The 23,665-nt window shown below is 59.7% G+C and carries 24 protein-coding genes, 2 tRNA genes and 1 pseudogene; 6 read left to right on the top strand and 21 right to left on the bottom strand.

Translation table 11 applies throughout. From position 1 onward, the window contains the following. Positions 1–161: 161 nt before the first annotated feature. The 6 genes from D3227_RS33660 to D3227_RS33690 form a co-directional block, all read right to left on the bottom strand. Complete coding sequence (locus D3227_RS33660; protein WP_167480970.1) at positions 162–986, bottom strand: transporter; 825 nt, start codon at positions 984–986, stop codon at positions 162–164. Between the two features lie 470 nt (positions 987–1,456). Beyond that, positions 1,457–1,681 carry an integrase core domain-containing protein gene (locus tag D3227_RS33670; protein ID WP_120018465.1) on the bottom strand — a complete coding sequence of 75 codons (225 nt, stop codon included), beginning with the start codon at positions 1,679–1,681 and terminating at the stop codon, positions 1,457–1,459. A gap of 269 nt (positions 1,682–1,950) precedes the next feature. Beyond that, the gene (locus tag D3227_RS33675) at positions 1,951–3,129 is read right to left on the bottom strand and encodes a hypothetical protein (protein ID WP_147377755.1); all 1,179 of its coding nucleotides are present in this window, start codon (positions 3,127–3,129) and stop codon (positions 1,951–1,953) included. 293 nt (positions 3,130–3,422) lie between these two features. Next, entirely contained in the window at positions 3,423–3,791 is a 369-nt protein-coding gene (locus D3227_RS33680; protein WP_245452010.1) for a response regulator transcription factor, read from the bottom strand. 206 nt (positions 3,792–3,997) lie between these two features. Further along, entirely contained in the window at positions 3,998–4,699 is a 702-nt protein-coding gene (locus D3227_RS33685) for a response regulator transcription factor (RefSeq protein WP_120018468.1), read from the bottom strand. After that, positions 4,624–5,772 (bottom strand): sensor histidine kinase, encoded by a 1,149-nt coding sequence (locus D3227_RS33690; protein ID WP_147377756.1) that lies wholly within the window; start codon positions 5,770–5,772, stop codon positions 4,624–4,626. Before D3227_RS33690 ends, D3227_RS33685 begins: the two co-directional genes overlap by 76 nt. A gap of 145 nt (positions 5,773–5,917) precedes the next feature. Here D3227_RS33690 and D3227_RS44515 point away from each other — a divergent pair. Together D3227_RS44515 and D3227_RS33700 are read left to right on the top strand one after the other, a co-directional pair. After that, positions 5,918–6,024 (top strand): annotated as a pseudogene (locus D3227_RS44515) (adenylate/guanylate cyclase domain-containing protein); the annotation flags it as partial. 635 nt (positions 6,025–6,659) lie between these two features. Then, on the top strand, positions 6,660–8,504 hold the full coding sequence (locus D3227_RS33700) for a mechanosensitive ion channel family protein (RefSeq protein ID WP_245452011.1): 1,845 nt from the start codon (positions 6,660–6,662) through the stop codon (positions 8,502–8,504). 312 nt (positions 8,505–8,816) lie between these two features. Here D3227_RS33700 and D3227_RS33705 read toward each other — a convergent pair whose 3' ends face one another. The 11 genes from D3227_RS33705 to D3227_RS33755 form a co-directional block, all read right to left on the bottom strand. Beyond that, a complete protein-coding gene (locus D3227_RS33705; protein ID WP_120018471.1) occupies positions 8,817–10,004 on the bottom strand; it encodes a tyrosine-type recombinase/integrase in 1,188 nt (395 codons plus the stop codon). A 160-nt stretch (positions 10,005–10,164) separates the two neighbouring features. Then, a tRNA-Phe gene (locus tag D3227_RS33710) sits at positions 10,165–10,240 on the bottom strand. Between the two features lie 270 nt (positions 10,241–10,510). Continuing rightward, positions 10,511–10,708 carry a DNA gyrase inhibitor YacG gene (yacG, locus tag D3227_RS33715; RefSeq protein ID WP_120018472.1) on the bottom strand — a complete coding sequence of 66 codons (198 nt, stop codon included), beginning with the start codon at positions 10,706–10,708 and terminating at the stop codon, positions 10,511–10,513. Further along, the gene (locus D3227_RS33720) at positions 10,705–11,331 is read right to left on the bottom strand and encodes a Maf-like protein (protein ID WP_120018473.1); all 627 of its coding nucleotides are present in this window, start codon (positions 11,329–11,331) and stop codon (positions 10,705–10,707) included. The genes yacG and D3227_RS33720 overlap by 4 nt, the downstream gene beginning before the upstream one ends. A 24-nt stretch (positions 11,332–11,355) precedes the next feature. Beyond that, positions 11,356–11,574, bottom strand: coding sequence for a translation initiation factor IF-1 (infA, locus tag D3227_RS33725; protein ID WP_006200926.1), 219 nt, complete (start codon positions 11,572–11,574; stop codon positions 11,356–11,358). Positions 11,575–11,661: 87 nt separating this feature from the next. Then, on the bottom strand, positions 11,662–12,114 hold the full coding sequence (locus D3227_RS33730) for an arsenate-mycothiol transferase ArsC (RefSeq protein ID WP_281035014.1): 453 nt from the start codon (positions 12,112–12,114) through the stop codon (positions 11,662–11,664). 1 nt (position 12,115) lies between these two features. Beyond that, positions 12,116–12,601 (bottom strand): UPF0262 family protein, encoded by a 486-nt coding sequence (locus D3227_RS33735; RefSeq protein WP_120018475.1) that lies wholly within the window; start codon positions 12,599–12,601, stop codon positions 12,116–12,118. 5 nt (positions 12,602–12,606) lie between these two features. Further along, positions 12,607–13,899: a histidinol dehydrogenase gene (hisD, locus tag D3227_RS33740; protein WP_120018476.1), complete on the bottom strand. Its 1,293-nt coding sequence runs from the start codon at positions 13,897–13,899 to the stop codon at positions 12,607–12,609. An 8-nt stretch (positions 13,900–13,907) separates the two neighbouring features. Next, positions 13,908–14,342: a DUF2948 family protein gene (locus tag D3227_RS33745; protein ID WP_120018477.1), complete on the bottom strand. Its 435-nt coding sequence runs from the start codon at positions 14,340–14,342 to the stop codon at positions 13,908–13,910. Positions 14,343–14,580: 238 nt separating this feature from the next. Continuing rightward, the gene (gene murA / locus D3227_RS33750) at positions 14,581–15,873 is read right to left on the bottom strand and encodes a UDP-N-acetylglucosamine 1-carboxyvinyltransferase (RefSeq protein WP_120018478.1); all 1,293 of its coding nucleotides are present in this window, start codon (positions 15,871–15,873) and stop codon (positions 14,581–14,583) included. Positions 15,874–16,013: 140 nt separating this feature from the next. Beyond that, positions 16,014–16,190, bottom strand: coding sequence for a hypothetical protein (locus D3227_RS33755; RefSeq protein WP_120018508.1), 177 nt, complete (start codon positions 16,188–16,190; stop codon positions 16,014–16,016). A gap of 161 nt (positions 16,191–16,351) precedes the next feature. Here D3227_RS33755 and D3227_RS33760 point away from each other — a divergent pair. Beyond that, positions 16,352–16,426: transfer RNA gene (locus tag D3227_RS33760), tRNA-Thr, on the top strand. Between the two features lie 97 nt (positions 16,427–16,523). On the opposite strand, the gene D3227_RS33765 is transcribed toward D3227_RS33760, so the two are convergent. Continuing rightward, entirely contained in the window at positions 16,524–17,702 is a 1,179-nt protein-coding gene (locus tag D3227_RS33765; protein WP_120018479.1) for a hypothetical protein, read from the bottom strand. On the opposite strand from D3227_RS33765, the gene D3227_RS33770 reads away from it, so the two are divergent. Both D3227_RS33770 and D3227_RS33775 read left to right on the top strand, forming a co-directional pair. Continuing rightward, complete coding sequence (locus tag D3227_RS33770; RefSeq protein ID WP_245452013.1) at positions 17,696–19,000, top strand: YihY/virulence factor BrkB family protein; 1,305 nt, start codon at positions 17,696–17,698, stop codon at positions 18,998–19,000. The two genes, D3227_RS33765 and D3227_RS33770, sit on opposite strands and share 7 nt — an antisense overlap. Next, positions 18,981–19,550 carry a hypothetical protein gene (locus D3227_RS33775; protein WP_120018481.1) on the top strand — a complete coding sequence of 190 codons (570 nt, stop codon included), beginning with the start codon at positions 18,981–18,983 and terminating at the stop codon, positions 19,548–19,550. Before D3227_RS33770 ends, D3227_RS33775 begins: the two co-directional genes overlap by 20 nt. Positions 19,551–19,865: 315 nt before the next feature. Here the strand turns inward: D3227_RS33775 and D3227_RS33785 are convergent, their stop codons facing one another. Continuing rightward, entirely contained in the window at positions 19,866–20,312 is a 447-nt protein-coding gene (locus D3227_RS33785) for a hypothetical protein (protein WP_120018482.1), read from the bottom strand. A gap of 546 nt (positions 20,313–20,858) precedes the next feature. Here D3227_RS33785 and D3227_RS33790 point away from each other — a divergent pair. Then, the gene (locus tag D3227_RS33790) at positions 20,859–21,935 is read left to right on the top strand and encodes a sensor histidine kinase (RefSeq protein WP_120018483.1); all 1,077 of its coding nucleotides are present in this window, start codon (positions 20,859–20,861) and stop codon (positions 21,933–21,935) included. A 212-nt stretch (positions 21,936–22,147) separates the two neighbouring features. Here D3227_RS33790 and D3227_RS33795 read toward each other — a convergent pair whose 3' ends face one another. Both D3227_RS33795 and D3227_RS33800 read right to left on the bottom strand, forming a co-directional pair. Further along, positions 22,148–22,786 carry a DUF6766 family protein gene (locus tag D3227_RS33795; RefSeq protein ID WP_120018509.1) on the bottom strand — a complete coding sequence of 213 codons (639 nt, stop codon included), beginning with the start codon at positions 22,784–22,786 and terminating at the stop codon, positions 22,148–22,150. Positions 22,787–22,832: 46 nt separating this feature from the next. Beyond that, entirely contained in the window at positions 22,833–23,354 is a 522-nt protein-coding gene (locus D3227_RS33800) for a DUF6894 family protein (protein WP_147377757.1), read from the bottom strand. Positions 23,355–23,665: the final 311 nt, after the last annotated feature.

The raw sequence follows: 23,665 nt of genomic DNA on the forward strand, positions 1-23,665 counted from the left end.
CTCAGGCGCTGGCGATCAATCGGCGAAACGGTGAGGGATATTCCTGTGCGCATGCGCCAAACTCGCATGCGCACTCGCGAAAGGGAATCCCAAGCCGGACTCTTATGTTAGGCGGAAACCACTAGGTCGCGTCAGAGATCAGATCTGTTGCGCCCTCGGAGTCAATCACCGCGCGGAAACAGGAAAGTCATGCCCAATCGCGCCCCGAAACCGTGTGGACCGCTATCGGGTGAGTCCGCCCAATAGCGCACACCGGCAACGATGCTGACCGGCTGGTCTCCAATCTTTATGAGCTTAGCGACCATGAAATTGATCGGAAGCAACCATTCGCGGGTGCTCCAATCGTAGGTGCTCTCGGCCTGGAGCGTGAACGTCCATGCCTCCGGCGTTGTATAAGCGATGACCGGCTGCAGGTATGTCTGGTTGAAATCGCCGCGGCTGCTATCACCGGCGAACGACCAAATCTGGTTGGCAAGAATACCGACAGTCCATCCGCTGCCCTGCCAGATCACGGCCCCCGTCGGCCCCGCACCCCATTTCCCGGCGCCGAGCAAATCATCAGTACCTGTCGGTAACAAAAACACTGGTCCTACGCCCCATGAGAAGCCGTTGGACGAGTACCTTGGCGAAAGGAAGAGGCTTTCCGTTGTATCCCGAAGGCCAAATTGCGAGCCGCTTCCTTGAAAGATATTACTCTGGTCTATCATGACGGGCATTATCGTTCGCGAAATAATGTCCCAGTTGGCATCGAGTGCAATCGGTATCACTGGTTGAATATTCACAAACCATTGCGAACCATCTTCTCCCGCCCCGACATTCCCATTGTAATTGCCCAAAAACGGTACGCTGATGAGTTTTGAGAGCGGATTGCTCAACTCCTCGGCAAGCGCTTCAGTGTCTTCTTGCGCAAACGCGCCCGCCGCGCCCGAAAGAAGTGTCGCCGTTCCGACTGCGCCAATCCAGGAATACAACGCAATTGGTCTCATAAACCCTCCTGTGAAGCCGGCGAGTTCGCCAGGCGACTCCCTATTCTGCGCAGGCCGCCGCGTGCACCGGTGAGCCACCGCACGTAGCGCGCGAGCGCAAGATAGTCCTCCCAAACGCGCGTCGCCACAAGCATAACGATCTCATTCCCGTCCGGCGTGGTCGCTTTCTGGCGTATGCTGTGTAGTCGTCGCACTCCCAAAACTATTTTGCAAAGCGCGGGGTTCGTGCTTTGCATGTCCTTAAGGACAATACCAATCCTGGCTGCTCCGGCTACCTGCTTGCAAACGCCTTGTCGACGGGTGCTTGCCCAAACGTTCGGAACGGAGGGTGTTTCGTAGGCCCTGCTGTTGGCAATGGCCGTCAAGTTCGGGCATATTTTGTGGCGTCGGGGCGCTCCTGTTAAACGGCTTCCAAAACTGACCCCCGATTGGAGTGAACCCCACCGGCTGGACCAGGCGATGCCGCCAAACTAAGCCGCCTTCCGGGCAAGTTGGATTTCAAATTCCTCTGGTGATCGATAGCCAAAGGATGAGTACAGCCGTTTCGAGTTGTAGACCTCTTCGATGAACCTCGGCAATCGTTCGGCTACATCCGCGAAGCTGTCGTAGCCAGCCACATAGACGTCCTCGACCTTCAAAGTCTTCACGAAGCTCTCGGCCGGCGCATTGTGGTAGGGATTGCCGATCGCGCTCATCGAGCCGCATTAGGCCGGCCGTTTCGAGTGCTCGTCGGTAGGTCTCGGACGCATATTGGCACCCACGGTTCCCGATCTGAAGCGCGCGGCAATCGTTGGCGACAGTCTTGAGACGCAGCCTGCGTATGGACATTTCCGTAAGGCGCGACGCGCAAGGGAGCGGCGCGGCCCCCCCGATCGCACGCTGCGACCAATCTCAACGGCGACTAAAACGGTGGGGCGGGTGAACTCCGCTCGCGGCACCCTGCACTCACTGGCACTCACTGTACTCAGAGCAGCAAGTTCTTCATTCCTGCCAAGATAACATCGATCGGCGTCGAAATAAGCAAGACCGGAACGAACGGCACCAGGACCGTGCCGACAAGCACGATCATGCTCCTTAAATCCACCGGAACAAGGCGCATGGCATAGACGTTCGAAACGAGCTGATGTAGATCGGTGGCGGTCGAGAAATCCGGCGCCTGCATGACTTCCTCGTTGCCCTGTTTGTTACGGTTGAGCCACTTGCGTTCGAATTCAATTCCGAATTTGCTGGCACCCGCGCCATATTCAAAGACGCCCCGACGCCGCGTTCGCAGCAGGGGGCCGCAGAAGACCAATAGTGGCGCTGTGAAAAGTGCGACAATGAAAAGTAGCATTGCCCCAAAACCCGCTTGTTGAGCCAAGGTCAAGACATCATGGTGGATGATTTTGGTCATGACCTGCCCAGCAACAATGCTTGCCAGCGCTAGCGCCACGACGGAATAGCCTTGGACGGAATAGCCGAGGAACTGCAGGCCTGCCACATGGTCAGGATGGACCGCCACCAGGCGAAGATCAAGCCTCGACATTAACCAAAGAAATCGCGTCCAAAGGCACAATCGCCAGATCCAGCCAAAAAGCAGAACAAGCAGGAGTGGCAGACTGACGAGTACATGCCAGTAACCAGCGAGAGAAAACGTGGCTGCGACCCCACCGGACGATAAGTGCCATCTTGGAAGCTGGTCCAGGTGCACCGAGAAAACGATGGAACCAACCGTCAGATACGCCAGCGCAATCACCCCTATTTCCACCTTGTTCGAATCGAGCAGCGCCCTGGTCGAGACGAGGGCGGCCGCGAAATGCGGTTGATCGCGCTCGGTCACGAGCCCCGCGTCACGGAAATGCAGAGCGACGGCGCCAAGCCGGGACGCAGACACTATTTCGGCGACGATGAGGAGGGGTGCGGCAATAAGAAAACGCGCATGAACCGCAATGTCTTTGGCAAAGGCTTGGACGTCATCGCCCACCAAGGCGCCGTCTCGCATCATTGTCAGCAGCGCAAGCGGCACCCAGCCGATTAAAATAACCAATGCACACCGGCGCACCACTTCCGGCCTACCCAGCTTCACCAGCCCCATTCGTCTCTGCAGTCCAAGGGGCGGACCGCTCTCGAACAGCTGGCTATCGGCACGGTCCACGCCTTCCATCGCCGCTCTCATTCAAATGTGGGTGGAAAAGGGGCCGATCAGCATGCGCCTCAAACCGACCTAATCGCAGCGGCGAGGCTCAGGCTGAAGGCGTTAGTCCTTGCGTTACCGTCCTTGGTCTTGGTCACGATGGCGCCCCCTTCCATCTCGATCACTTATAATCCTGAATTTTTTCACTTGTTTCTGCTGTTCCGTCCATGTCAGTCCGCATCGACTCTGACATCCAACCTCTCCTTCTACAATTGTCTTTGGGGGCAATGCGACGGTCGCAGCGTGGGTGAGATTGCCCGGAGTTAACTCGTAGCTTCGTGGATCGCTTCGAACAGCAGCCGTGCGGGAAATGGCTTGTGCAGATACGCAGAGCAGCCTGCCTCCATGGCCAGCGTGCGGGTAGCTTCAGTATCGAACGCGGTCATGAATATGATTGGAATGTTGGACCCTAAGTCCGAGAGTTGACGCTGTAGTTCGAAACCGTTCATTGCTCCCAACTGTATGTCGAGAACGAGACAGGTTGCTCGTGCCGGAGCACTGCTGGAGAGGAACGCTTCAGCCGAAGCAAAGACTTCCGACACAAGACCTTGCGCGCTCAAAAGACGTTGAAGTCCCTTCAGCATGCTAGAATCGTCATCGACGACTGCCACCATCAACGGCTTTGTTTGCACCGGCGCGTTCCTTGGAACTCGCGCCGTGCAGGGGACGAGCGCTCGGCGGCGGGTGTCATTCTGTATGCACCCTACGGCACACTGGCCCGTTCGGCTATTGTACCCGAGGGCCGAATCCCCAGCAAACCCTTGAGGAAATTTGTCGGCCGCTGCAGCTTCGCGACCTCATGCATCAGGTCGCTCGCATACCGCAGGTCCAGGATGCCTCAGTTGGCGCGTGCGTCCGGGGCAACGAGTTTGTCGGCCAGGGATACTAGCTCTGCAACTGAGCGAACTTGAAGCTTGAACATAACTTCATGGCGATGCGCCTTGACCGTACGCACCGAAGTGCGCAATTCAAATGCAATCTGCTTGTTGAGCCTGCCGCGGACAACCAACGCGAAAACTGCCTTTTGACGCGGTGTCAGCGTGTCGACGAGTCCGCGCAACGCGCCTAGCCGATCATGGTGTTCATGCGCTGCCTCGGATCGCAGAAGCGCCCGCCGGACGGCGCCAAGCAAGATTTCTTTGGATACAGGCTTTGATAGGAAGTCTTCAGCTCCTGCCTTGGTTGCCCGCACGCACATCGGGATATCGCCATGGCCAGTCAAAAAGACGATCGGAATCAAGTATCCACGCTCAGCGATGCCATCCTGCAATTCCAGCCCACTTAGGCCGGGCATTTGGACATCGAGTAGAATGCAGCCGCATGCATCAACTGGCAGCCGCTCCAGGAATTGTGTTGCCGAGTCATAAAGAATTACCTGAAAGCCAGAGGACTGCAGTAAACGGGCGACTGCCACGCGAAACGATGCGTCGTCATCGACAACATGTATGACAGAAGGCTTGGCGACTACGTCGGCAATTCGATGGCAAGCGGCAGGGTGAGCCGAAACATTGTCCCTCCCTGGGGTAAGTGCTCCGCCCATATCATTCCTCCATGATTTTCCACGATCGCGCGAGCGATGGACAATCCCAGGCCCGTGCCCTTCTGTTTGGTCGTGAAGAACGGTTCGAAAATCAGTTCCAGTCTGTCGACCGGAATACCCGCACCGGAATCCGCGACGGAGATTTCGGCTGTGTAAGCGTCGACACGGGCGGTTTGGATCAACAGCGTAGGTGCGCGATAGGTGGATCCGTCAATTGCTTCCACCCCGTTCATGCCCAAATTCAAGACGACTTGCTGTAGCTGAATTGGATCGGCACGGACTGCCAGCGAGCCCAGCTCCCGGCCGATACTCAGTTGAACACCTTTGGCCGCGGCATAGGGGCCGAGAATTTCGTGCACGATGCGAACTGTATCATTCAGATCAATTTCATGGAATGTGACCTCGCTCTTTCGAAGAAACCCGCGCATATGACTGATCACGTCCGCAGCGCGCTGATCGTCCCGGCGGATGTCGGCGAGGATCTCTTTGACCTGATCCAGATCGGGTTGGCCCGCTGTAAGGAGGATCTCCGCAGCCTCGGTGTTTGCCATGATCGCAGCCAGGGGCTGGTTCAACTCGTGTGAGATTGCGGCTGACAGCATCGCAGCGTCGGCACTGCGGTTCAGGTAGGCAACCTCGAGCAGATGACGTCGCATTTCGTCAAGCGCTTGCCGTTGGCCCTGGATATCGACACACGAGCCGATATAGCCAAGAAACTTCCCATCGTGGTCGTAGCGGGGAATTCCCGCATCGTCGATCCAGCGATAGATCCCGTCATATCGCAGGAGACGATATTCCATTCGGAATTCTTTCTGATCGTCAAAGTGGCTTTCGTAAATGTTCAAGCATCGAACACGATCGTCTGGGTGCACCCCCTCAGTCCAACCGCTCCCCAGTTCTTGCTCAATACTGCGTCCCGTGAACCTTAGCCAAGGTCGATTGAACCAGTTGCAGAGGCAGTCTTGGCCGGATACCCATATCATGACGGGTGCGACATCCATAACCTTACAGAACCGCACATCCAGTCCTACGGGAAGTCCAGAATAAGACCAGTCGCACGTGCGCTCATCCATGTCAGCAAGCCCCAGTCGTACCACTAGACCATATTAGAGGCATGACGTGCGGGCAGCAATGATGTTCTGGCCGTTCCGCAAACTCGCCATTAAGCGAAACGGCTGCGGTGGACCCACGAGCTGTCCTTAGGGGCGAGCGTGAACAACGCGCCCGGTCTACGAGCAGCTCAAGGGACAGTTCGTCTTCGAGCCGCGTGGCGCTATCGAAGTCAAGGGCAAGGGAAAGTAGAGGCCTGGCTCTTGAGATTGTAGCGTCGTAGGCACCTTCTGATGTCCGGTTCGGGTCAGCTCAAGACACTGCACCTGTCGAACTGAACGTCCGCTATCGGGTAATCGTACCCGAAGTTGCCCGTCCGCTTCTGATGCGGTGGGAGGCTGTCCACTCTTGCGGCTATAGCCGCGGAGTTAGCATTGCTACGACGATTGGTCTGGATATCGCGAAGTCGGTCTTTCAGGTGCATGGCGTGGATGCGCCTGGCGAGGTTGTGCGCCAGCGCATGAGGGCGGCTACCATCGGGTAATATTGCTATCTACCTTCCGGGGCGGTCAGTGTCACCTGCTCAAGACCGAACTGGGACGCGGATGGGAGTGGCAGCGTACTTGCTTACGGTAAGGCGTTCAAATAGAGCTGAATGAGATGTTGGCTTTCCCAAAGTCGAGCAGAAGAAAGCCAGTAGAAAACGCCTGATAGGCAGCGGAAATCAGACCTACGACATCGGCGTGGTCGTTGCGCTCTTGGCCGACGAGTTCAGTGCGCTCGGACCCGCGCGGGGCAAAGGGCCAGGCAAATAAGCTTGAATTGTTCGACGGTCGGGCGCTGGATAGCGAGACAGCGGCCGACGAGCGACCGCCGGAACTGGCTTCCGAGGCGCTGAAGGGGGGAAATCGTGGACACGACGGCGGAAACAGACGTTACTTCGTTGATTACGGGCTTCGAACAGCTCGCCGAGCGTTTCGTCTCCGGACTGTTCGCGCGGTTTGCCGCTTTGAGCGACGTCCCCGTCGAGCTTGAAAACCTGAAGGCCTCGCTTGCGGCCGGGGGAACATCTCCCCTTGTGCTCCTGTTCGAGACTGTAATGGTTGTTGTGCTCGTCGCGGGCGTGTTCATCCTGCTCGCCCGGGGGTTCAAGAAGGCGAGTGCCAAAAGCAGTGGATGGCGCAGATTCTTCGCCGGCGTGGCGGCTACTGTGGTGGCGCTGGTGATCGGTTTCATTGCTGCGCGGCTGCTGGCAGGTTCTGGCGTGCCTTTGCAGACCCTTCGCCTTTGGACGGTAGCGACGGTGCTCGGCCTCATCATCCTCGCCGCCGTCAGATCACTCTTGATGGCATCGCGGCGAACCGAGTTCGCGGAGCGCTCAGTCCATCTGGCGGCGCTCGTGCACGACCTCTCGCTTGCTATCGGCTTGGCGATGATCGGCGTTGCGCTGTTCGCGACCTTGCGGCTCTGGAGCGTCGGGCCGGCCTTGGGGGATCTGCTGCGAACAGGCTTGGGAATTCCGATCTACCTTCTGTTTGCATGGGCGGTATGGCGGCACAGACGTACAATGGCTGCCGCCGTCGCCGGTCCGCGCCCCAGAAGCCGCTGGCGCACCCGTCTCGCTAAGATGTGGCCGGCAATCGTGATCGCGTTCCTGATAATCACCTTTCTCAGCACTCAGGCCGCGCTGACCCTGGGAACATCGCTTCGTGGGTCGGCCGTTCTGCTGACCGCGTTGATGTTTCTTGCCGCGCCCCATCTCGACGCGATGATTGGGAACTGGGCGCAGCGCGGATTGGAGTCTCCTGACATCTCGATCGTGGCAGCGGCAGGGCGACAGACCGCCCGCTTTACCGTCGTGGCTATCATGATTGCCATGTTGGGAACGCTATGGGCGACACCGCTGGCTGCCGGGTTCGGCATAGATCTGCGAGAGGTCGCCAAGGGCGCATCCGGTGTGGCGCTGATCATATTGGGGGCGGCGTTTCTGTGGAACGTGGTCGGCACGGGGACGACTCGCGCCTTGCGCGCTGAGTTACCCGCCGTAGCTCATGACGAGGAGGCGCTGGGTGCGCCGCGTTCACGACTTGGCACGCTGGTGCCGCTGCTCAGCGCGGTCGGCAAATCGAGCATTGTGGCCTTGGCACTGCTCTCGATCCTGGTGTCGATCGGGGTCAATGTCTGGCCCCTGATCGCCGGCTTGAGTGTGTTCGGGCTGGCCATCGGTTTCGGCTCGCAGACACTGGTGAAGGACCTCGTCTCCGGGCTGTTTTTCCTGATCGACGATGCATTCCGTTTCGGCGAATATATCGAAACGTCAGGCGCCAAGGGGACCGTAGAAAAAATCTCGGTCCGGTCGGTTTCCCTGCGCCACCAGCGCGGTGCCTTGGCGACAATTCCCTATGGCGAGATTGGCAAGATCCAGAATTTCAGCCGCGACTGGATGATCGAGAAACTGACCTTTCGCGTAGCATTCAACACCGATGTCGAGAAAGTCCGAAAGATCTTCAAGAAGATCGGCCAGGATATTTCGGCCAACCCGGAACTTGCTGGAGATCTGCTGGCCCCGTTCAAGAGCCAGGGAATCGCCGAGGTTGAGGACGGTACGCTGGTCATCCGGGCCAAATTCATGGCGAAAGCGGGCAAACACTTCATGATCCGCCGCGCAGTTTTGCTCGCCGTGCACCAGGCATTTCAGGAAAACGGCATTCAGGCCGTAGCAAAGCCACTGACATCTAATCCGGGAGCTGCCTGAGCATTCCGGATAGTCACGGCTTCGACGTATCGGGCGTGTCTGGACCTGACTGAGGTAGGCCGTGCATGCTGTATACGTGGGGAGCGAGGCCAGTCTGCCGACAGTGGGCCTTTGACCTACCGGAACCGCTGAGGATTTCTGACGTCCGCGACGCCTCCGAACTCCCTTTTTGGGCGAGTTGCGCCTGCGTATCGCGGCCATGTCCAGTACCCGTCCTGGCGCGGACGCTCCTTATTCATGACCGCTCCTCGAAATGGGCATTGAAATACGCGAGTTCGACTGTAGGAGTTCGCGGACCCATACGGGACGAAACTAATGGTTCGCCTTTAGCGCGTCTAGCAAATCTCCCCATTCCTGCATCAGCACGACCCGCTGCTCCCAATAGGTCGCTCGGTTGTAGGTCCGCCGGATGGCGTTCGTGTCCTGGTGCGCCAGGACCGCCTCAATGACGTCTGGATCGTAATCGCGGGCGTTGAGTATGGTGCTGACGGTCACCCGAAAGCCATGTGCGGTCACTTCGTCTTTTCCGTAGCCCATACGCCGCAGCGCGGCATTCATGGCGTTCTCGGAAAGCGGCCGCTTAGTCGAGCGGATCGAAGGAAAGACAAGGCCGCCATGCTCGGAGAGCGGCCAGACCTGTTCCAAGACCAGAAGCGCCTGTTTGGATAGTGGCACGGCGTGCGGAGCACGCATCTTCATGCGCTCTGCCGGGATATGCCAGACGGCCTTCGTTCGATCGAACTCGTCGCGTGTGGCGCCCCGTATCTCGCCGGGACGGACACAGGTAAGGGCGAGGAACTGGAGGGCGGCTTTGAGGGTTGGCCAGCCGTCGTACTCATCGATCGTCATGAGGAGCTGGCCGAATTTCTTTTCATCGATGATCGCGGCACGACCGTTGACTTTCGGCGGTTGGAGAGCGCCTCGGAGGTGAAGAGTCGGGTCTGTTTCGGCCCGTAAGGTGACGATGGCCAGCCGGAAGACGCTGCCGATCACGCCGCGTAAACGTCGCGCTGTCTCTCGTCGACCACTCCTTTCGATCTTCTGGAGGAGCTGGAAAATTTCGGCTGGTGTGATCTCTTTAATGGGACGCCTGGCGAGTTGGCTGGCTAGGTCTTCGAGGAGCCATTTGGTTTTGGTGACGGTGGCCGCCGCAGCGTTCCGTTCCTCCATCCGCGTGACATAGTCTTCGGCGATCAGGCCGAAGGTGGTGCGGGCTTCCGTGATGGCCGTGACCTGCTCCTCCCTGCGTTTGGTGGAGGGGTTGATGCCGGCGATCAGCAGCCTCTTGGCGTCGTCGCGCTTCCCTCTCGCGTCGAGAAGTGACACCAGCGGGTATTTTCCAAAGGAGAGGATGTTTTCCTTCTCTAGGTAGCGGTACCGCAATTGCCAGAGTTTGGAGCCGTTGTTCCGGACGAGGAGATAAAGCCCGTCGCCATCAGCAAGGCGATACGGCTTGCCTCGGGGCTTGGCGTTCTTGCAGGCGAAGTCGGAGAGCGACATGGGTAACGGACCTCCCGGGTAATGGGTATCGTCCGGATCGTTACCCACAAACCGATGCGTTGCAACGGTACGCGGCGGGTCGGTATGAGCAGCTAAGAAAAGCCAACTCGTTGATTTTGTTGACTAGCGGGATGCTATGAGAAGCTATGGGAAAAGGAAATGGTGCCCAGAGGCGGATTCGAACCACCGACACGCGGATTTTCAGTCCGCTGCTCTACCAACTGAGCTATCTGGGCCTCGCCGGCAAACGAGATTTCGTTGACCGGATTTCAGGAAAGCGCCGAGGGCGCCCCTTGAAAGCGCGTGGGTTATAGCACGGGAATTCCGCCTGTCCAGCGCTTAAGCGTTGATTTCCAGGGCAATTGTCGCAGACAAAACGGTGGTGCTTCACCGATACTGGCAGAGGAGCAATTGTCGCGGTCGGCGCTGCCCCTCGTCCGCCTGCCGGCACCTTGTCCCCGTAAACGGGCGAAGGGGGATTGGCCGCAACGTCGGCGCCGAATTGCCTATTTCGGCCCGTCCGTGTCCGGCTCTTCCTCATCGTCGCGGGCCGAGATGACATAGGCGCCCTTCAGCCAGCGATTGAGGTCGATGTCCTTGCAGCGTGTCGAGCAGAACGGGTAGGTCTCGCGCGCCGAGGGCTTGCCGCATTCGGGGCAGGGGCGCTTTGGGCGCAGCGGCGTCACCTTGTCGTCCAGGCTCATGGCCGCGCGGACAACCAGCTGGTGTGGACTTTAAAGCCCTCGCCGGAGAGCAGCGCCACCGTCTCATAGAGCGGCAGGCCGACGATGTTGGTGTAGGAACCGACCAGCTTGACGACGAACGAACCGGCCAGCCCCTGCACGGCATAGCCGCCGGCCTTGCCGCGCCATTCGCCGGAGGCGACATAGGCGTCTATCTCCTCGCGCGGCAGCCGCTTGAAACGCACCCTGGTCTCGACCAGCCGCAGGCGCTGCTTGCCGCCCGGCGTGATCAGGCAGATGCCGGAATAGACCCGGTGCGAACGGCCGGACAGCAAGCCCAGGCAGTTCACGGCGTCGTCGAGTGTCTCGGCCTTGGGCAGGATGCGCCGCCCGACGGCCACCACCGTGTCGGCGGCGAGCACGAAGGCGGGCGCATAGTCGTCCTCGCTCTGCAGCGAGGCCTGCGCCTTCTCGGCCTTCTCCTTCGACAGCCGCTTGGCCAGCGAGCGCGGATGCTCGGCGCGCAGCGGCGTCTCGTCGACATCGGCCGGCAAAACGCGGTCCGGCTCGATGCCAGCCTGCTGCAAAAGCTCGATCCGGCGCGGCGAACCCGAAGCAAGCACCAGCTTCTGCAAAATGCTCATCGCGATTCCGGCAGGCTCTTGATCTTACTTGAAACGGTAGGTGATGCGGCCCTTGGTCAGGTCGTAGGGCGTCATCTCGACCAGGACCTTGTCGCCGGTCAGGACGCGGATGCGGTTCTTGCGCATGCGGCCGGCCGTATGGGCGATGATTTCGTGTTCGTTTTCGAGCTTGACCCGGAACATCGCGTTGGGCAGCAATTCCGTCACGACACCCGGAAACTCGAGGACTTCTTCCTTCGGCATTCGATACCTTTGCTTGGATGGCAGTTCCAGCGCGCCGGCCGGAATTTTGGCGGAACCTATATGATAATCATCCGCTTGTGAACACGCTTAATCCGCGGCGTTTTTTGCCTCCGGCGCCAGGAAACGGCCGGATATCCGCGCCTTCAGCCGCTCGCGCACGTCGCGATAGGCGGCCATGATGTGTTCGCGCGTGCCGCCGGCGCCGGTCGGGTCCGGCATCGGCCAGTATTCGACGTCGACGGCCAGCGAGCGGGTGAGTTCTAGCGCGGCGTGATGTGCTTCCGGCGCCAGCGTCACGATCAGGTCGAAATAGTCGTCCTCGAGGTCGTCCATGGTTCTCGGCTGCCGCTCGCCGAGCGTGAGTCCCTCTTCGGCCAATACGGCATCGACGAAGGGGTCGCGCTCGCCGCCGCGCACGCCGGCCGAGGCGACGAAGGTGGCGACGGGCAGCATGCGCCGCGCCAGCTGCTCGGCCATCGGCGAGCGCACGGCATTCATCCCGCACAGGAACAGAATCGAACGGGGCAGAGGGGCAGGCAGTTCAGCCTCGCCAGTGCAGCACACAGACCAGCGTGAACAGCCGTCGCGCCGTGTCGAAGTCGATGTCGATCTTGCCGGCCAGCCGGTCCATCAGCGTCTGCGAGCCCTCATTGTGCAGGCCGCGCCGCCCCATGTCGATCGCCTCGATATGGCTGGGCGTCGAGGAACGGATGGCGTCGTAGTAGCTTTCGCAGATCAAATAGTAATCTCTGACGATGCGCCGCAGCGGCGTCAGCGACAGGATGTGGGTGACGACGGCAGCACCGTCCTCGCGCGCCACGGCGAACACAAGGCGCGATTCGGCCAGCGACAGCTTCAGCCGATAGGGCCCGGCGCCTTCGTCATTGACCGGCAGAAAGCTGTTTTCCTCGATCAGGTCGAAGATCGCCACCGCGCGCTCATGTTCGACGTCAGGCGTCGAACGGCCGATCGATTCGTCGAGTTCGACGTCGATCAGCCTGGCGCGGGTTCGATCGTAGTCAGACATGGTTGCTACATGTTCAGCCTGATGGCGACGGAACGTCCATGCGCGTCCAGCCCTTCCGCCTTGGCCAGCGCGATCGCTGCCGGCGCCAGCGCCCGGAGCTGCTCCGGCCCAAGCTTCAGGGTCGAGGTGCGCTTGACGAAGTCGAGCACCGAAAGTCCGGAGGAAAAGCGCGCCGAGCGCGCCGTCGGCAGCACATGGTTGGAGCCGCCGACATAGTCGCCGATGACTTCAGGCGTATGACGGCCAAGGAACACGGCACCGGCATTGCGCATCCTGGACAGGAAGGTTTCCGGCTCGTCGATGGCGAGCTCGACATGCTCGGCGGCAATGCGGTCGACCAGTGGCAAAGATGCTTCGATCGTCGGCACCAGGATCACCGCGCCGAAATCGCGCCAGCTTGCCGCTGCCGTCTCGGCGCGCGGCAGGCTCTGCAACTGGCGCTCGACCGCTTGCTCAACCGCCGTGCCGAAAGCCGGATCGTCGGTGATCAGGATCGACTGCGCCGACACGTCATGCTCTGCTTGCGCCAAAAGGTCGGCGGCGATCCAGTCGGGGTCGTTGCTGCCGTCGGCCACCACCAGCACTTCCGATGGGCCTGCGATCATGTCGATGCCGACGGTGCCGAATACCTGGCGCTTGGCGGCCGCGACATAGGCATTGCCGGGACCGACGATCTTGGCCACCGGCCTGATCGTCTCTGTGCCATGGGCGAGCGCCGCGATCGCCTGAGCGCCGCCGATACGGTAGATCTCGGACACACCGGCAATATCGGCAGCCACCAGCACCAGCGGATTGATGATGCCGTGGGGCGCCGGCACCACCATGACGATGCGCTCGACGCCGGCCACCTTGGCCGGCACGGCGTTCATCAGCACCGAGCTCGGGTAGCTCGCCGTACCGCCCGGCACATAGAGCCCGACCGCCTCGATCGCCGTCCAGCGCGAGCCGAGCTCGACGCCGGCGGCATCGGTATAGCGATCGTCCTTCGGCTTCTGCCGCTCGTGATGGGATCGGATGCGGTCGCGCGCGAAACTCAGCGCCTTGATCGTTGCCGGATCGGCATCTGCATAAGCCTTGGTGATGTCGTCCCTGGAAACGGCAATGCCAAGCATGTTCAGTTCGGCCTTGTCGAATTTCAGCGTGTAATCGATCAGCGCGGTGTCGCCCTCGGCGCGCACGCGCGCGATGATGGCGCGCACCACGGCATCGACGTCCTCCGACACCTCCCGCTTGGTCAGAAGGAAGGCGGCGAAACGCTGTTCGAAATCGGCGTCGGACTGGCGGAGCGTGATGGCCATCTGGTGCCTCAGGCCCTGTGCACGGGGCGCGAGGTGGCTTCCCAGGCGCCGCCAATGTCGGCAAGCCTGGCCTCGATACACTCGACATCGAGCATGATCGTGCCGCCGCCCGCAAAGATCAGCTCGACGATGCCGGCAGGCTTGCTGATCTCGACGAAGCTGATCGCCAGCAGCGACAGCACCTCGGCCGGCTTGTTTCGGGCAATGCCGTTGGTCTTGGCGCCGAGTACGCGGTCGAAATGCAGCACGGCCTGCCGCCGCTCATTGTGCTGGCGGAACAGGCCGGATTTCGCCTCCCAGACGAAGCGGTTCATGGTCAGCATGAAGCGCTTGGCCGCCGGCAGGAATTCAAGGTCGCCGACCTTCATCACGGCGTCCTGGACATGGGCCGAGACGATGCTCAGATCCTGATCGTCGAGCGCGACAAGCTTGAGGGCATTCATGCGGATTTCGCACCTGAAAGTTGACTGTTCAGCCTTCTGTTAGGCGGTCTTGGCGATCCGTGCAACCGCGCCAACGGCTACAGGTTTGCGCTGCCCCTCATCGCCCTGCCGGGCACTTCTCCCCCGTTTAGTGACGGGGTGAGGCGTGGTCCGCGCAGCGGACGAAACGCCAATTGCTTGGCCTTTCGAACGACGAACGCCCGGAGCGACAGCGAAGGGCAGGACGCTGGGGCTGCGCCTACGCCGAAATCCGCTCGATCACAGCGCCGCAGCCCGAGAGCTTTTCTTCCAGCCGTTCGAAGCCGCGGTCGAGGTGATAGACGCGGTTGACCGTGGTCTCGCCTTCGGCGGCAAGGCCCGCAATCACCAGCGACACCGAGGCGCGCAAGTCGGTGGCCATCACAGGCGCGCCCTTCAGCTTAGACACTCCATCGACGATCGCCGTCTGGCCGGAGAGCGTGATGTGGGCGCCGAGCCGGGCGAGCTCCTGCACGTGCATGAAGCGGTTTTCGAAGATCGTCTCGGTGATGCGCGACTTGCCCTTGGCCATCGTCATCAGGCCCATGAACTGCGCCTGCAGATCGGTTGGGAAAGCCGGAAAGGGCGCCGTCGTCACGTCGACCGGCGCAATGCCGGCGCCGTTGCGCCGCACGCGGATGCCGGAATTGGTCGGCGTGATCTCCGCACCCGTCTGGGCGATGACGTCAAGCGCGGTCTGCAACAGCTCGGGACGGGCGCCTTCCAGCACGACGTCGCCGCCGGTCATTGCCACCGCCATGGCATAGGTGCCGGTCTCGATGCGGTCCGGAATGACCCGGACGCGGGCGCCGGACAGCGCTTCGACGCCGTCGATGGTGATGGTGGGCGTGCCGGCACCGGAGATTTTGGCGCCCATGGCGTTGAGACAGTCGGCGAGGTTGACGATCTCGGGCTCGCAAGCGGCGTTTTCAAGCACCGTTTCGCCCTTGGCCAGCGAAGCCGCCATCATCAGCACATGGGTGGCGCCGACCGACACTTTCGGGAACACGTAGCGGTTGCCGATGAGGCGGCCGTTCTTGGTCTTGGCGATGACATAGCCGGTGTCGACGTCGAGATCGGCGCCCAGCGCCTGCAGGCCTTCGAGGAACAGATCGACCGGGCGCGTGCCGATGGCGCAGCCGCCGGGCAGCGACACTTTTGCTTCGCCCATGCGCGCAAGCAGCGGCCCGATGACCCAGAAGGACGCGCGCATCTTCGACACCAGCTCATAGGGCGCGGTGGTGTCGACGATGTTGCGGGCGGAGAAATTGATGGTGCGCGAATAGCCTTCCTGCTGCTTTTCGCGGCGGCCGTTGACCGAATAGTCGACGCCGTGATTGCCGAGGATACGGATCAACTGCTCGACATCGGCCAGATGCGGCACGTTTTCCAACGTCAGCGTGTCGTCGGTCAAGAGCGAGGCGATCATCAGCGGCAGTGCTGCGTTTTTGGCGCCCGAAATCGGAATGCTTCCGGCAAGCTTGTTGCCGCCGACAATTCTAATGCGATCCATGGAAGAACGTCCCCTCGGCCGAAAGGCCGGTTTCAATCGTTTGAGTATCGGCCCGTCTAGACCATTGGCCGGCTTGGTTCAAGAAATAGGATTTCCACAGCCTTGGACCAAGTGTGGCCAGCCAGTGTGGCTGATTTGAGTTAATCTTTTCCAGTTTTGCCCGACGCCTGCAGTCCTTCAGGCCGCTCGTCGGCCGCGCCGGTGCGTCGCGAGCGCGACTGTGCCTTGCGTTTCTGCAGATTGGCGCGCAGCTGCTCGGCAAGCCTGTCCTTGCGGCTCGCACCACTCTTTTTCGCTGGAATTGTCTTGTCGTCCATCGTCCCGTCCCGGCCGGCGACCCGCCAGCCCAGCATTCAGGGATAGCCAACATTGTGGCGCCGCCATGTCATCAAAAGCTATCCGGCAAAGGCTTTCACAGATGCGTTGCGCTTGGCCTTGCGCTTGCCGGTTCGATATGGCAGAAGCCCCGCCATCGGCGGCTGCGGTAGCTCAGTGGTAGAGCACTCCCTTGGTAAGGGAGAGGTCGAGAGTTCAATCCTCTCTCGCAGCACCAGATTTCCCCACCCTAAACCCTTGAATTGAAAAAGGCAGCTTGGGTCGACGTCTCCGTCACCCCAGGGTCTCAAGTCCCAAGGCGACGGGGCAGCGTGCTAGCCCCCGAGCCCGCAAGAGTGTGGGACGTTGATCGGGATCGATCCCAGGCGTTTGCCGTCGTAGCCTTCCGCGACCGTCGCTATCACCGCCGGGTTCCAACCGTAACCGCAGTGCGCGGTATCCGGGCGTTCCAGCAGCCCGAGATAAGTCTGATCGTTTGAGACAATGACGTTGGTGATCTTCATGTCCTCCGGCAGATACGCTTTGGGGAAGAGCCGATAGCTCAATAGGTCATTCGGGTCTGTGAAGGCGACAAAGCGGATGGGGCCGGACGGTTCGGCGCGCAAAGCTTTCTTTTGAGCTCGTGCGCTGGCGAACACGTCGAGGAGCGATCCGCTGGCTCGATCCGCCGATTTATCCGCCGCAATCCTGGCTGTGCCTGGAGAGTAGGTAGCGGCGTTCAGTAGAGGTATCTGGTTTGCCAGCAAGAAAACCATTTGGACATCGCCAAGGCGCTGGGCAACCCGCGACTGTTCCGATGCTGGCGTAGTTTGCCATATCGAGACGATCGCATCGGAGAGAATCTTGCTGCCCAAGCTTTCGGCGATCAGGACAGTCTTCCGCCGCGGCTTGCTGTCATTGATCAGACAGCGGCCCGCGGCTGAAATATTGCCGCCCAGAGCGTCACAAACTTCAGAACGCATCCAGGATCTGGTTGGGTTGCCAGCTGTGCCCGTGTAAATGACGGCGTCGGAGAAACAGTCGTCGATCAGCCCTTTTTTGAGATCCCTGTTCAGGCTTGCACGCTTGAGTTCATCGTTGTGATCAAGCCCAATCGCGATTTTTGCATCAGCGGCGAGGGTTGACCAGACGAGAAAACGGAGTTCGAGTGCATGTCCGTTCACACTGTGGTTGAACGTGACGCGCGCGGCTTGCTCTGGGCCATACACAGTGTTTCGTCTAGACGAACCAATAGCGATTGCGTGTTGGAGAAGGGCATGACGATTATCTGCCCAGTCTTCTTCGTGAGTGCACATCCCATGCACCCAGACGACCCGCAAGTCTTCTTGCTTGGCAAAGCTCATAATGCCACCAAAGCTGGATGCGTTGGTCAGGCCAGGCTCTTGAACCTTCGGAGGGATGTAAGGGGTAGCGCACCCTGAAATCAACAGTGCAGCGCCGAAGATGAATGCAGAAAATAGCTCCCCCAAAGGACACTTTTTTATTGGTGTCATCTCTCTTCCCCCACTCTCTCTTCAGTGAAGCTGAGAACGGGAGAAAAAGCGAGTCGTTTCAAACGGAAACCTATCTCGCGCAAAAGACGTCCAGTTGGCGTCCGGCTCATCGACTGGCCAAAGGTCATTACTCGAGAACCCGTTCGAGCGCCGCCAAGGCGCGCTTGTCAAAATGCCAGCAACCGGAACATCGGAAGTTCTGGCGCATTGCTAGTGGATACCATCGCGGCTCACTGCCTACGGTCTCAAAAATGCGACCCGTGATCACAGATGCATGGGACTTGGTGCGGGAAAGCGCAGTTGGCTTTGTCAACGACAATGCTCTCAGTCATGGCGCGGCAATGGCCTTTTACGCCACCACATCGTTGGCGCCAATTCTACTCATCGTAGTCGCAATCGCAGGTCTCGCTTTCGGTCATGAAGCTGCGCAGTTGGCTTTGTCTGCCCAGATCTCAGGCCTGATGGGTCCAGAAAGCGCAAGCCTCCTTCAGACCGCGCTCGAGAGCGCATCCGGCAAATCATCCGGGACCTGGGCGGCAGTGATTGGCATCGTCACCTTGTTCGTGACCGCTTCTGGCGTCTTTGGCGAAATGCAGCAGTCGTTGAACACAATATGGAAGGTCGAACCGGAGAGCAGTTCGTTGTCGCGTCTGGTGCGCGCACGTGCCGCAAGTCTGGGCTTGGTCGCTGCACTCGGTTTCATGTTGCTCGTATCTCTCGTAGCGAGCGCGGCTATCTCAGCGATGGGCAACATCATCAACACTCACATGCCGTTCGGCACAATAGTCCTTGCGGTGATCAACACAGTCGTTTCGTTTGCCCTGATCTCGGTTATGTTCGCCGCTATCTACAAAGTTTTGCCGGACCGAACCTTGGAATGGCGCGATGTCGGGATAGGCGCTGTTGTGACCGCCGCCCTGTTCACGTTCGGAAAATCGCTCATCGGCTGGTATATCGGCTCCAGTGCGATCGCATCCTCATATGGGGCGGCCGGTGGGCTGCTCGTCATACTGCTCTGGGTTTACTACTCATCGGAAATTTTTCTTCTCGGTGCGGAATTCACTCGCGCCTATTCCGTTCGACACGGCAGCAGGTCCGATCTGGACGCGCTGGTTCACAGTGCTTTGCCTGCAAAACACGTCGTCCCATTTCGCGCAGAGCAAAAGTCCAACTCTGCCCCCGTTGTCGCGCTATTAGCAGTGGCATGCGCGAGCGCAACGATGACCACCCTTATGCTGGGTCTTCGCCCGTATGTTTCGTCGAAGCCGGAGAAGTCGCATGACGGTCGACCACACTGAGGAAACCTTGATCGATCGGATTGCGGTCCGGCACTCGATTTCGACCGACGCTGTCAGAGCCGTTCTGCAGGCTCTCAAGTCGGGTGGCGGGAGGATGGCACAATTCAGCCATCAGGAGTTTGGGGGGATGGCGCAGTGGTCGTCCGGCATGACCATGGTGGGAGACATGTTCAACGATACACTCAAGGCCAAGCTCAATGCCATTGCTACTGAACTGGCGGCATACCTTAGCGACAACCCGCAAGCGTTGGTCAGAACCGATGAAGTAAGCTATCGCTCCGTCCATCCCGCGAGTGCTCCATGGTGGCCGCCCGAAATGGGCCAACCGAACTCGACAGGTGCCCAGAATGATCTCCGCTACGCCATTTTTTCCAATACCCGGCGCCTGGTGATCGATGACCACGGCGAAACAACAATTTATGACACCGGCGAGCACCACATCTCCGGTATTAGCCAAGCTCAAAGCTCGGGATCGACACTGACTTTTGCCGGCCAGGATGGGTTGGTGCGGACGTCGGATTTGAAGAAAGTCCGCCCACCGAGCTCGTAGAAATCTTCCGCTGCACTAAACGCCGCAATGAATTCTGGAGTGCCGGTAACGGGGTGTGGCGGACGCCTAGCCACCCAGTGGGCGGCGTCTGCCCGTTTGGCCTACAGAAGGCGCTTCCTATCTATTGCCACCTTTCGTTGGTGGACCTCTAGTCTAGGAGGGTGACCATGCGGCGGTACGATTGAGCCCGCAATCTCTGCGCCGAGTGGGTCAACGTCCGCGCGTAGCCAAGCATCTCAATTCCCGAGGCGACGGGGCAGCTTGCTACGCCCGAGCCCGCGCCATAGACCTTCCGCTACCTTTCCTACAGGTTGGCTAAGGGCCCTTAGCGGCGTCCTCGATCAGTTCGGCTACTACGTTACGGAACCGCTCATCAGACCTATCGCCTATGTTTCCCACATCTTTCGCCACGATCCCAGGCGCGGACACTGAGACCCCTCCACTCAATTGAACGCTGACAGTGAAGGTCCTTCTGATCTGCTTCTCCGGTCCTCGCTTTCTGTAGATTTGGAACCGAATAGACGGCGTTGACGCTTTCACCTGGCGGCGTGGGGCAGTGTCTATGTCAACAGTTATCTCGCCTGCCACGTCAGCCTTGGCCGCTTCCAACGACGCAACCACGACGTCATTTAGCCAGGTCCTGGCTTGCGCGCCGAAGTCCGCCAAAGGGGCCTCGTGCTCCGCCTGCTCGTCGCGGGGATACTCCTCCTGCTGACGGCGAGCTTCCTTTCCTCGCTCAAGCGCCTCTTTAAACTTAGGCATCCTGGTCGCCTCCGATCTAGTCGCCGCATGGGAGGCCGTCTGTTAGATCGGCCATAACTCCTCGATCGGGTAGAACGCGCGGAATCGGCATTATGTTGCGTAAGCGTATCCGGAGAGGACCGCTGCGAGGGAGCCTTAGGGGCGAAGCTGGCGGCGCCGAGCCAGAGCGCACGTGAGGATCCCAATCGCCTCGCGTTCCAACCGGCTTCCACGTGGCATAGATTATCTGTTGGCAACTTTGATTCTAGCTCCGCTTATCGGCGCATTTAATGCCGCAGGCTTGATGGAACATTAGCCAAATCTAAGAGTTGGTGTTGAGCGGGATCTCCGTCCGAACGAAAGCGGGGTTCGCTCTAGCATGGCACAAGAATGACCGAAGCGATGGCGCAAGAAAATGGCCGACAAGCCGCCGCGACGTGCCTGCCGCTCCGTGACACGAGGCTGGTGCCTTCCTACTCCTGATACCGCGTCGCCGCTTCCAGCTTTGGCGGTGGCGAGCGAAGTGCATGACTGATACTGAGCTCCCCAAACAAGCACAGGCCCTAGATGACATCGGATTCAGAAAAGGCCGAGGCAGTTGAGCAATTGCTCGATACGCCTGACCTCGCCACCGCGCTGGAAAGTGAACAGTTCAAGAAATTCCTCGACCAGGTGCCGATCGCGATTGCCGTTTCGGACCTGAGCGGGAAGGAGCGCGTCGTCTATGCCAATCCGGAATTCGAGAGACTGACAAGCCTGAAGGCGGCCAGCCTTACCCGGCAAAACTGGGCAGCACTTTCCGGCATAGGCATTCATCAGCAGAAGCCGCTGGCCGAGGCCGTAGTCGAGGAGACCGATTTCGTCGGCACCTTTCGGCTGCAGCGTGACGAGGACAAGCAACCGATTGTCGACGTCTATTCCAATGTTATCGAAGACGACAACGGCAAGGTCTGTTTCAGGCTCGTGGCGCTGGTCGACGTGTCATCCCATGGCGAAACTGATGAAGCCCGTTCGGTGGAGGAGCGCGTCCGCGAGAAGGACACCCTGCTGCGCGAACTGCAGCACCGGGTGAAGAACAACCTGCAGATGATCACCGCATTGATCCGTCTGGAAACGCGCAATGCGACCGAGCCAGACCAGAAACGATTTGAGCGCCTCGCCGGGCGCGTCGACGCTCTGGCGATCCTCTACCAGACTCTATCGGCCGACGAGCAGAAAGAGGAGGTCGATCTCGGCGTCTATCTTAGCCAGATCGCGTCGGCGGTGATGAGCTCGCATGCGGTCGAGGGTATCCGCCTAAACATGAAAGTGGATACATACCCAGCGTCTATCAATGTCGCCATGCCGACGGGACTGGTCGTGAACGAATTGCTGACCAATTCACTCAAACACGCCTTCCAGGGGCGCGAGGGCGGAACGATAACGCTGCATAGCATCGTCAGTGGCGACGGCTGCCGGGTCATAATTGCGGACGACGGAATCGGCCTGCCGGAGGGCGAGACATGGCCCAAGCCCGGCAAGCTGGGTGCGCTGATTGCACACTCACTGACCGAGAACGCCAAGGCGCAGTTCGACGTCGTGTCTAGCGCCGGCGAAGGGACGAAGGTGACCATCGTCTTCAAGCGATCGGCGGTAGCAACCTAACAATTGCCCAGCGAACATAGCATACTGGCGGATGCTTTCATGTTGCGGCCACCCAATAAAAAGCCGACCCCCCAAAGCCGGCTCGGTCGTTAGGCATCCGACGGTCACCGCCTCTACCCAAGGCCGTCATCCTACTCAGAGGCTATGAGAATGGTCAGCAGATCTAAGCGCAGGCCGGTATTGCTCCACGTCCACGATGGCGTGTCCGCAGCTTACTCGCCAGTGTCGGAGTTTGCTGCGCCGACAGGCTTGGATTCCGGCGAGCCCTTATGCCGCAGGAAGATCGAGAGCACAACCAGGACTGCGGTCGATAGGAATTCCGACTGCCAGTTCTGGAACGACTCGAACCACAGCTGTGTTTCGAGAAGGTAGTCTCCAAAAGATTGAACCTGTCCGCCATGGCGGAGCGCCTCCTCGTTTGCTGCCGTCAGGCTCGCCCACCAGTGGAACGCAAATGAAACGATGAACAGCAGAGCTAGGGCCATGCCTAGCGAGTAGGAATAGAGCCACGATAGTATCGGCATTTGCTTGCGCGTCGCCGGCCGTAGCTCGTCATCGGGCCTGTGGGGAGCATCCGGGTCGCGGGACTCGGCCGAGCCGCGCTGAAAGAGCATCGCGGTCAGCATCACGTAGGCCGACATTTGCAGGAATTCGCTTTCCCAGTTTTCGAACAGCGCAGAGAGGAAGTCACCGCTCGTCAGATATGCCATAACTCCGACAGCCGGCGCGCCGTGCTCCCGAAGTTCTTCATTGTGGACTGCTTGGCCTGACCAGATCATGCCCAGCGCGCTCAAAAGGAACATCACGACCAAAGCGATGCTCAGCCCGTTGTTTCGTAGGAAGGAACCCATTTTCGTTACCTCGGCCGGCGTCGCCACGGCTACATTGATGCCGGCTTCAAACCGCCGTGGCATCACTCGCTTGCCGAGCAGCTTCAGCCTCGGAAACGTCGATTGAGCAGCGCAATTCGCCGTTTTCGTCCCGGACGCGCACCAGCCAGCCGGATGGATCGTCTGTGCCGGACTGCAGGTCGACCAAGACGTCGATCGCGCACCGAATTGCTTCCTCGCGAGCTGCGTGGAAGCTTGGCATCTTGGATGGAGGCACCTGCTGGCAGCCATCACCGTCACGATACTCAAAGATATAGAGGCCGCCGCTTTCGTCATTCGCCGCAGTGACCGCCACTTCGTCGAAATTGCCATTGCTATGGGCGTCGTAACTGTTGGCCGCCACGTCGAAGTTAGCAGTCTGAACAAGTATTGCTATCGCCCGACCGATAGCGTCACGTTCAGCAAAGGGTTCCCTCTTTGCCATGTCGACGCTGACACGCTCACCGTCTTCGCCACAAAAGATCACGCGCACAATTTGCTGCCCGCTGTGCCCGATTGCCTCGCCGATCTCGGTCCGAATTATTTGCATGAGGAAGAAACTCCAATCATTAGCCTGACTGTGTCTTGCAGTTGACTGCTTACTCGCCACCATATCCCAGGCCGACTTCGAGCCTGCGCGATCGCCGGCTGCCCCTACTTCGCCTTCGCAAATTTGACGGGCGTGTGCACGCCTCCAACTCAATGTGCCTCAACAGATGAAGTTCCAGCACCTCCTGCAGCCAAGCTCTCGGTCGGTCGCCTCTTGACCAGTGAGGCCGCGCCAAATCCACGGTTTCAAGGAACGTAGACGTGAAGAAGCGCTACATGAAACCCACGCTGCTGAAGCGTGGGAAACCGAAT

This window comes from Mesorhizobium waimense (assembly GCF_003601975.1).
Classification (GTDB): domain Bacteria; phylum Pseudomonadota; class Alphaproteobacteria; order Rhizobiales; family Rhizobiaceae; genus Mesorhizobium; species Mesorhizobium waimense.

What these genes read in the sequence shown, in the direction of transcription:
- D3227_RS33660 (WP_167480970.1), bottom strand. Translation starts at nt 986, where the DNA reads ATGAGACCAATTGCGTTGTATTCCTGGATTGGCGCAGTCGGAACGGCG.
- D3227_RS33670 (WP_120018465.1), bottom strand. Translation starts at nt 1,681, where the DNA reads ATGAGCGCGATCGGCAATCCCTACCACAATGCGCCGGCCGAGAGCTTC.
- D3227_RS33675 (WP_147377755.1), bottom strand. Translation starts at nt 3,129, where the DNA reads ATGGAAGGCGTGGACCGTGCCGATAGCCAGCTGTTCGAGAGCGGTCCG.
- D3227_RS33685 (WP_120018468.1), bottom strand. Translation starts at nt 4,699, where the DNA reads ATGGGCGGAGCACTTACCCCAGGGAGGGACAATGTTTCGGCTCACCCT.
- D3227_RS33690 (WP_147377756.1), bottom strand. Translation starts at nt 5,772, where the DNA reads ATGGATGAGCGCACGTGCGACTGGTCTTATTCTGGACTTCCCGTAGGA.
- D3227_RS33705 (WP_120018471.1), bottom strand. Translation starts at nt 10,004, where the DNA reads ATGTCGCTCTCCGACTTCGCCTGCAAGAACGCCAAGCCCCGAGGCAAG.
- yacG (WP_120018472.1), bottom strand. Translation starts at nt 10,708, where the DNA reads ATGAGCCTGGACGACAAGGTGACGCCGCTGCGCCCAAAGCGCCCCTGC.
- D3227_RS33720 (WP_120018473.1), bottom strand. Translation starts at nt 11,331, where the DNA reads ATGAGCATTTTGCAGAAGCTGGTGCTTGCTTCGGGTTCGCCGCGCCGG.
- infA (WP_006200926.1), bottom strand. Translation starts at nt 11,574, where the DNA reads ATGCCGAAGGAAGAAGTCCTCGAGTTTCCGGGTGTCGTGACGGAATTG.
- D3227_RS33735 (WP_120018475.1), bottom strand. Translation starts at nt 12,601, where the DNA reads ATGTCTGACTACGATCGAACCCGCGCCAGGCTGATCGACGTCGAACTC.
- hisD (WP_120018476.1), bottom strand. Translation starts at nt 13,899, where the DNA reads ATGGCCATCACGCTCCGCCAGTCCGACGCCGATTTCGAACAGCGTTTC.
- D3227_RS33745 (WP_120018477.1), bottom strand. Translation starts at nt 14,342, where the DNA reads ATGAATGCCCTCAAGCTTGTCGCGCTCGACGATCAGGATCTGAGCATC.
- murA (WP_120018478.1), bottom strand. Translation starts at nt 15,873, where the DNA reads ATGGATCGCATTAGAATTGTCGGCGGCAACAAGCTTGCCGGAAGCATT.
- D3227_RS33755 (WP_120018508.1), bottom strand. Translation starts at nt 16,190, where the DNA reads ATGGACGACAAGACAATTCCAGCGAAAAAGAGTGGTGCGAGCCGCAAG.
- D3227_RS33765 (WP_120018479.1), bottom strand. Translation starts at nt 17,702, where the DNA reads ATGACACCAATAAAAAAGTGTCCTTTGGGGGAGCTATTTTCTGCATTC.
- D3227_RS33775 (WP_120018481.1), top strand. Translation starts at nt 18,981, where the DNA reads ATGACGGTCGACCACACTGAGGAAACCTTGATCGATCGGATTGCGGTC.
- D3227_RS33785 (WP_120018482.1), bottom strand. Translation starts at nt 20,312, where the DNA reads ATGCCTAAGTTTAAAGAGGCGCTTGAGCGAGGAAAGGAAGCTCGCCGT.
- D3227_RS33790 (WP_120018483.1), top strand. Translation starts at nt 20,859, where the DNA reads ATGACATCGGATTCAGAAAAGGCCGAGGCAGTTGAGCAATTGCTCGAT.
- D3227_RS33795 (WP_120018509.1), bottom strand. Translation starts at nt 22,786, where the DNA reads ATGGGTTCCTTCCTACGAAACAACGGGCTGAGCATCGCTTTGGTCGTG.
- D3227_RS33800 (WP_147377757.1), bottom strand. Translation starts at nt 23,354, where the DNA reads ATGCAAATAATTCGGACCGAGATCGGCGAGGCAATCGGGCACAGCGGG.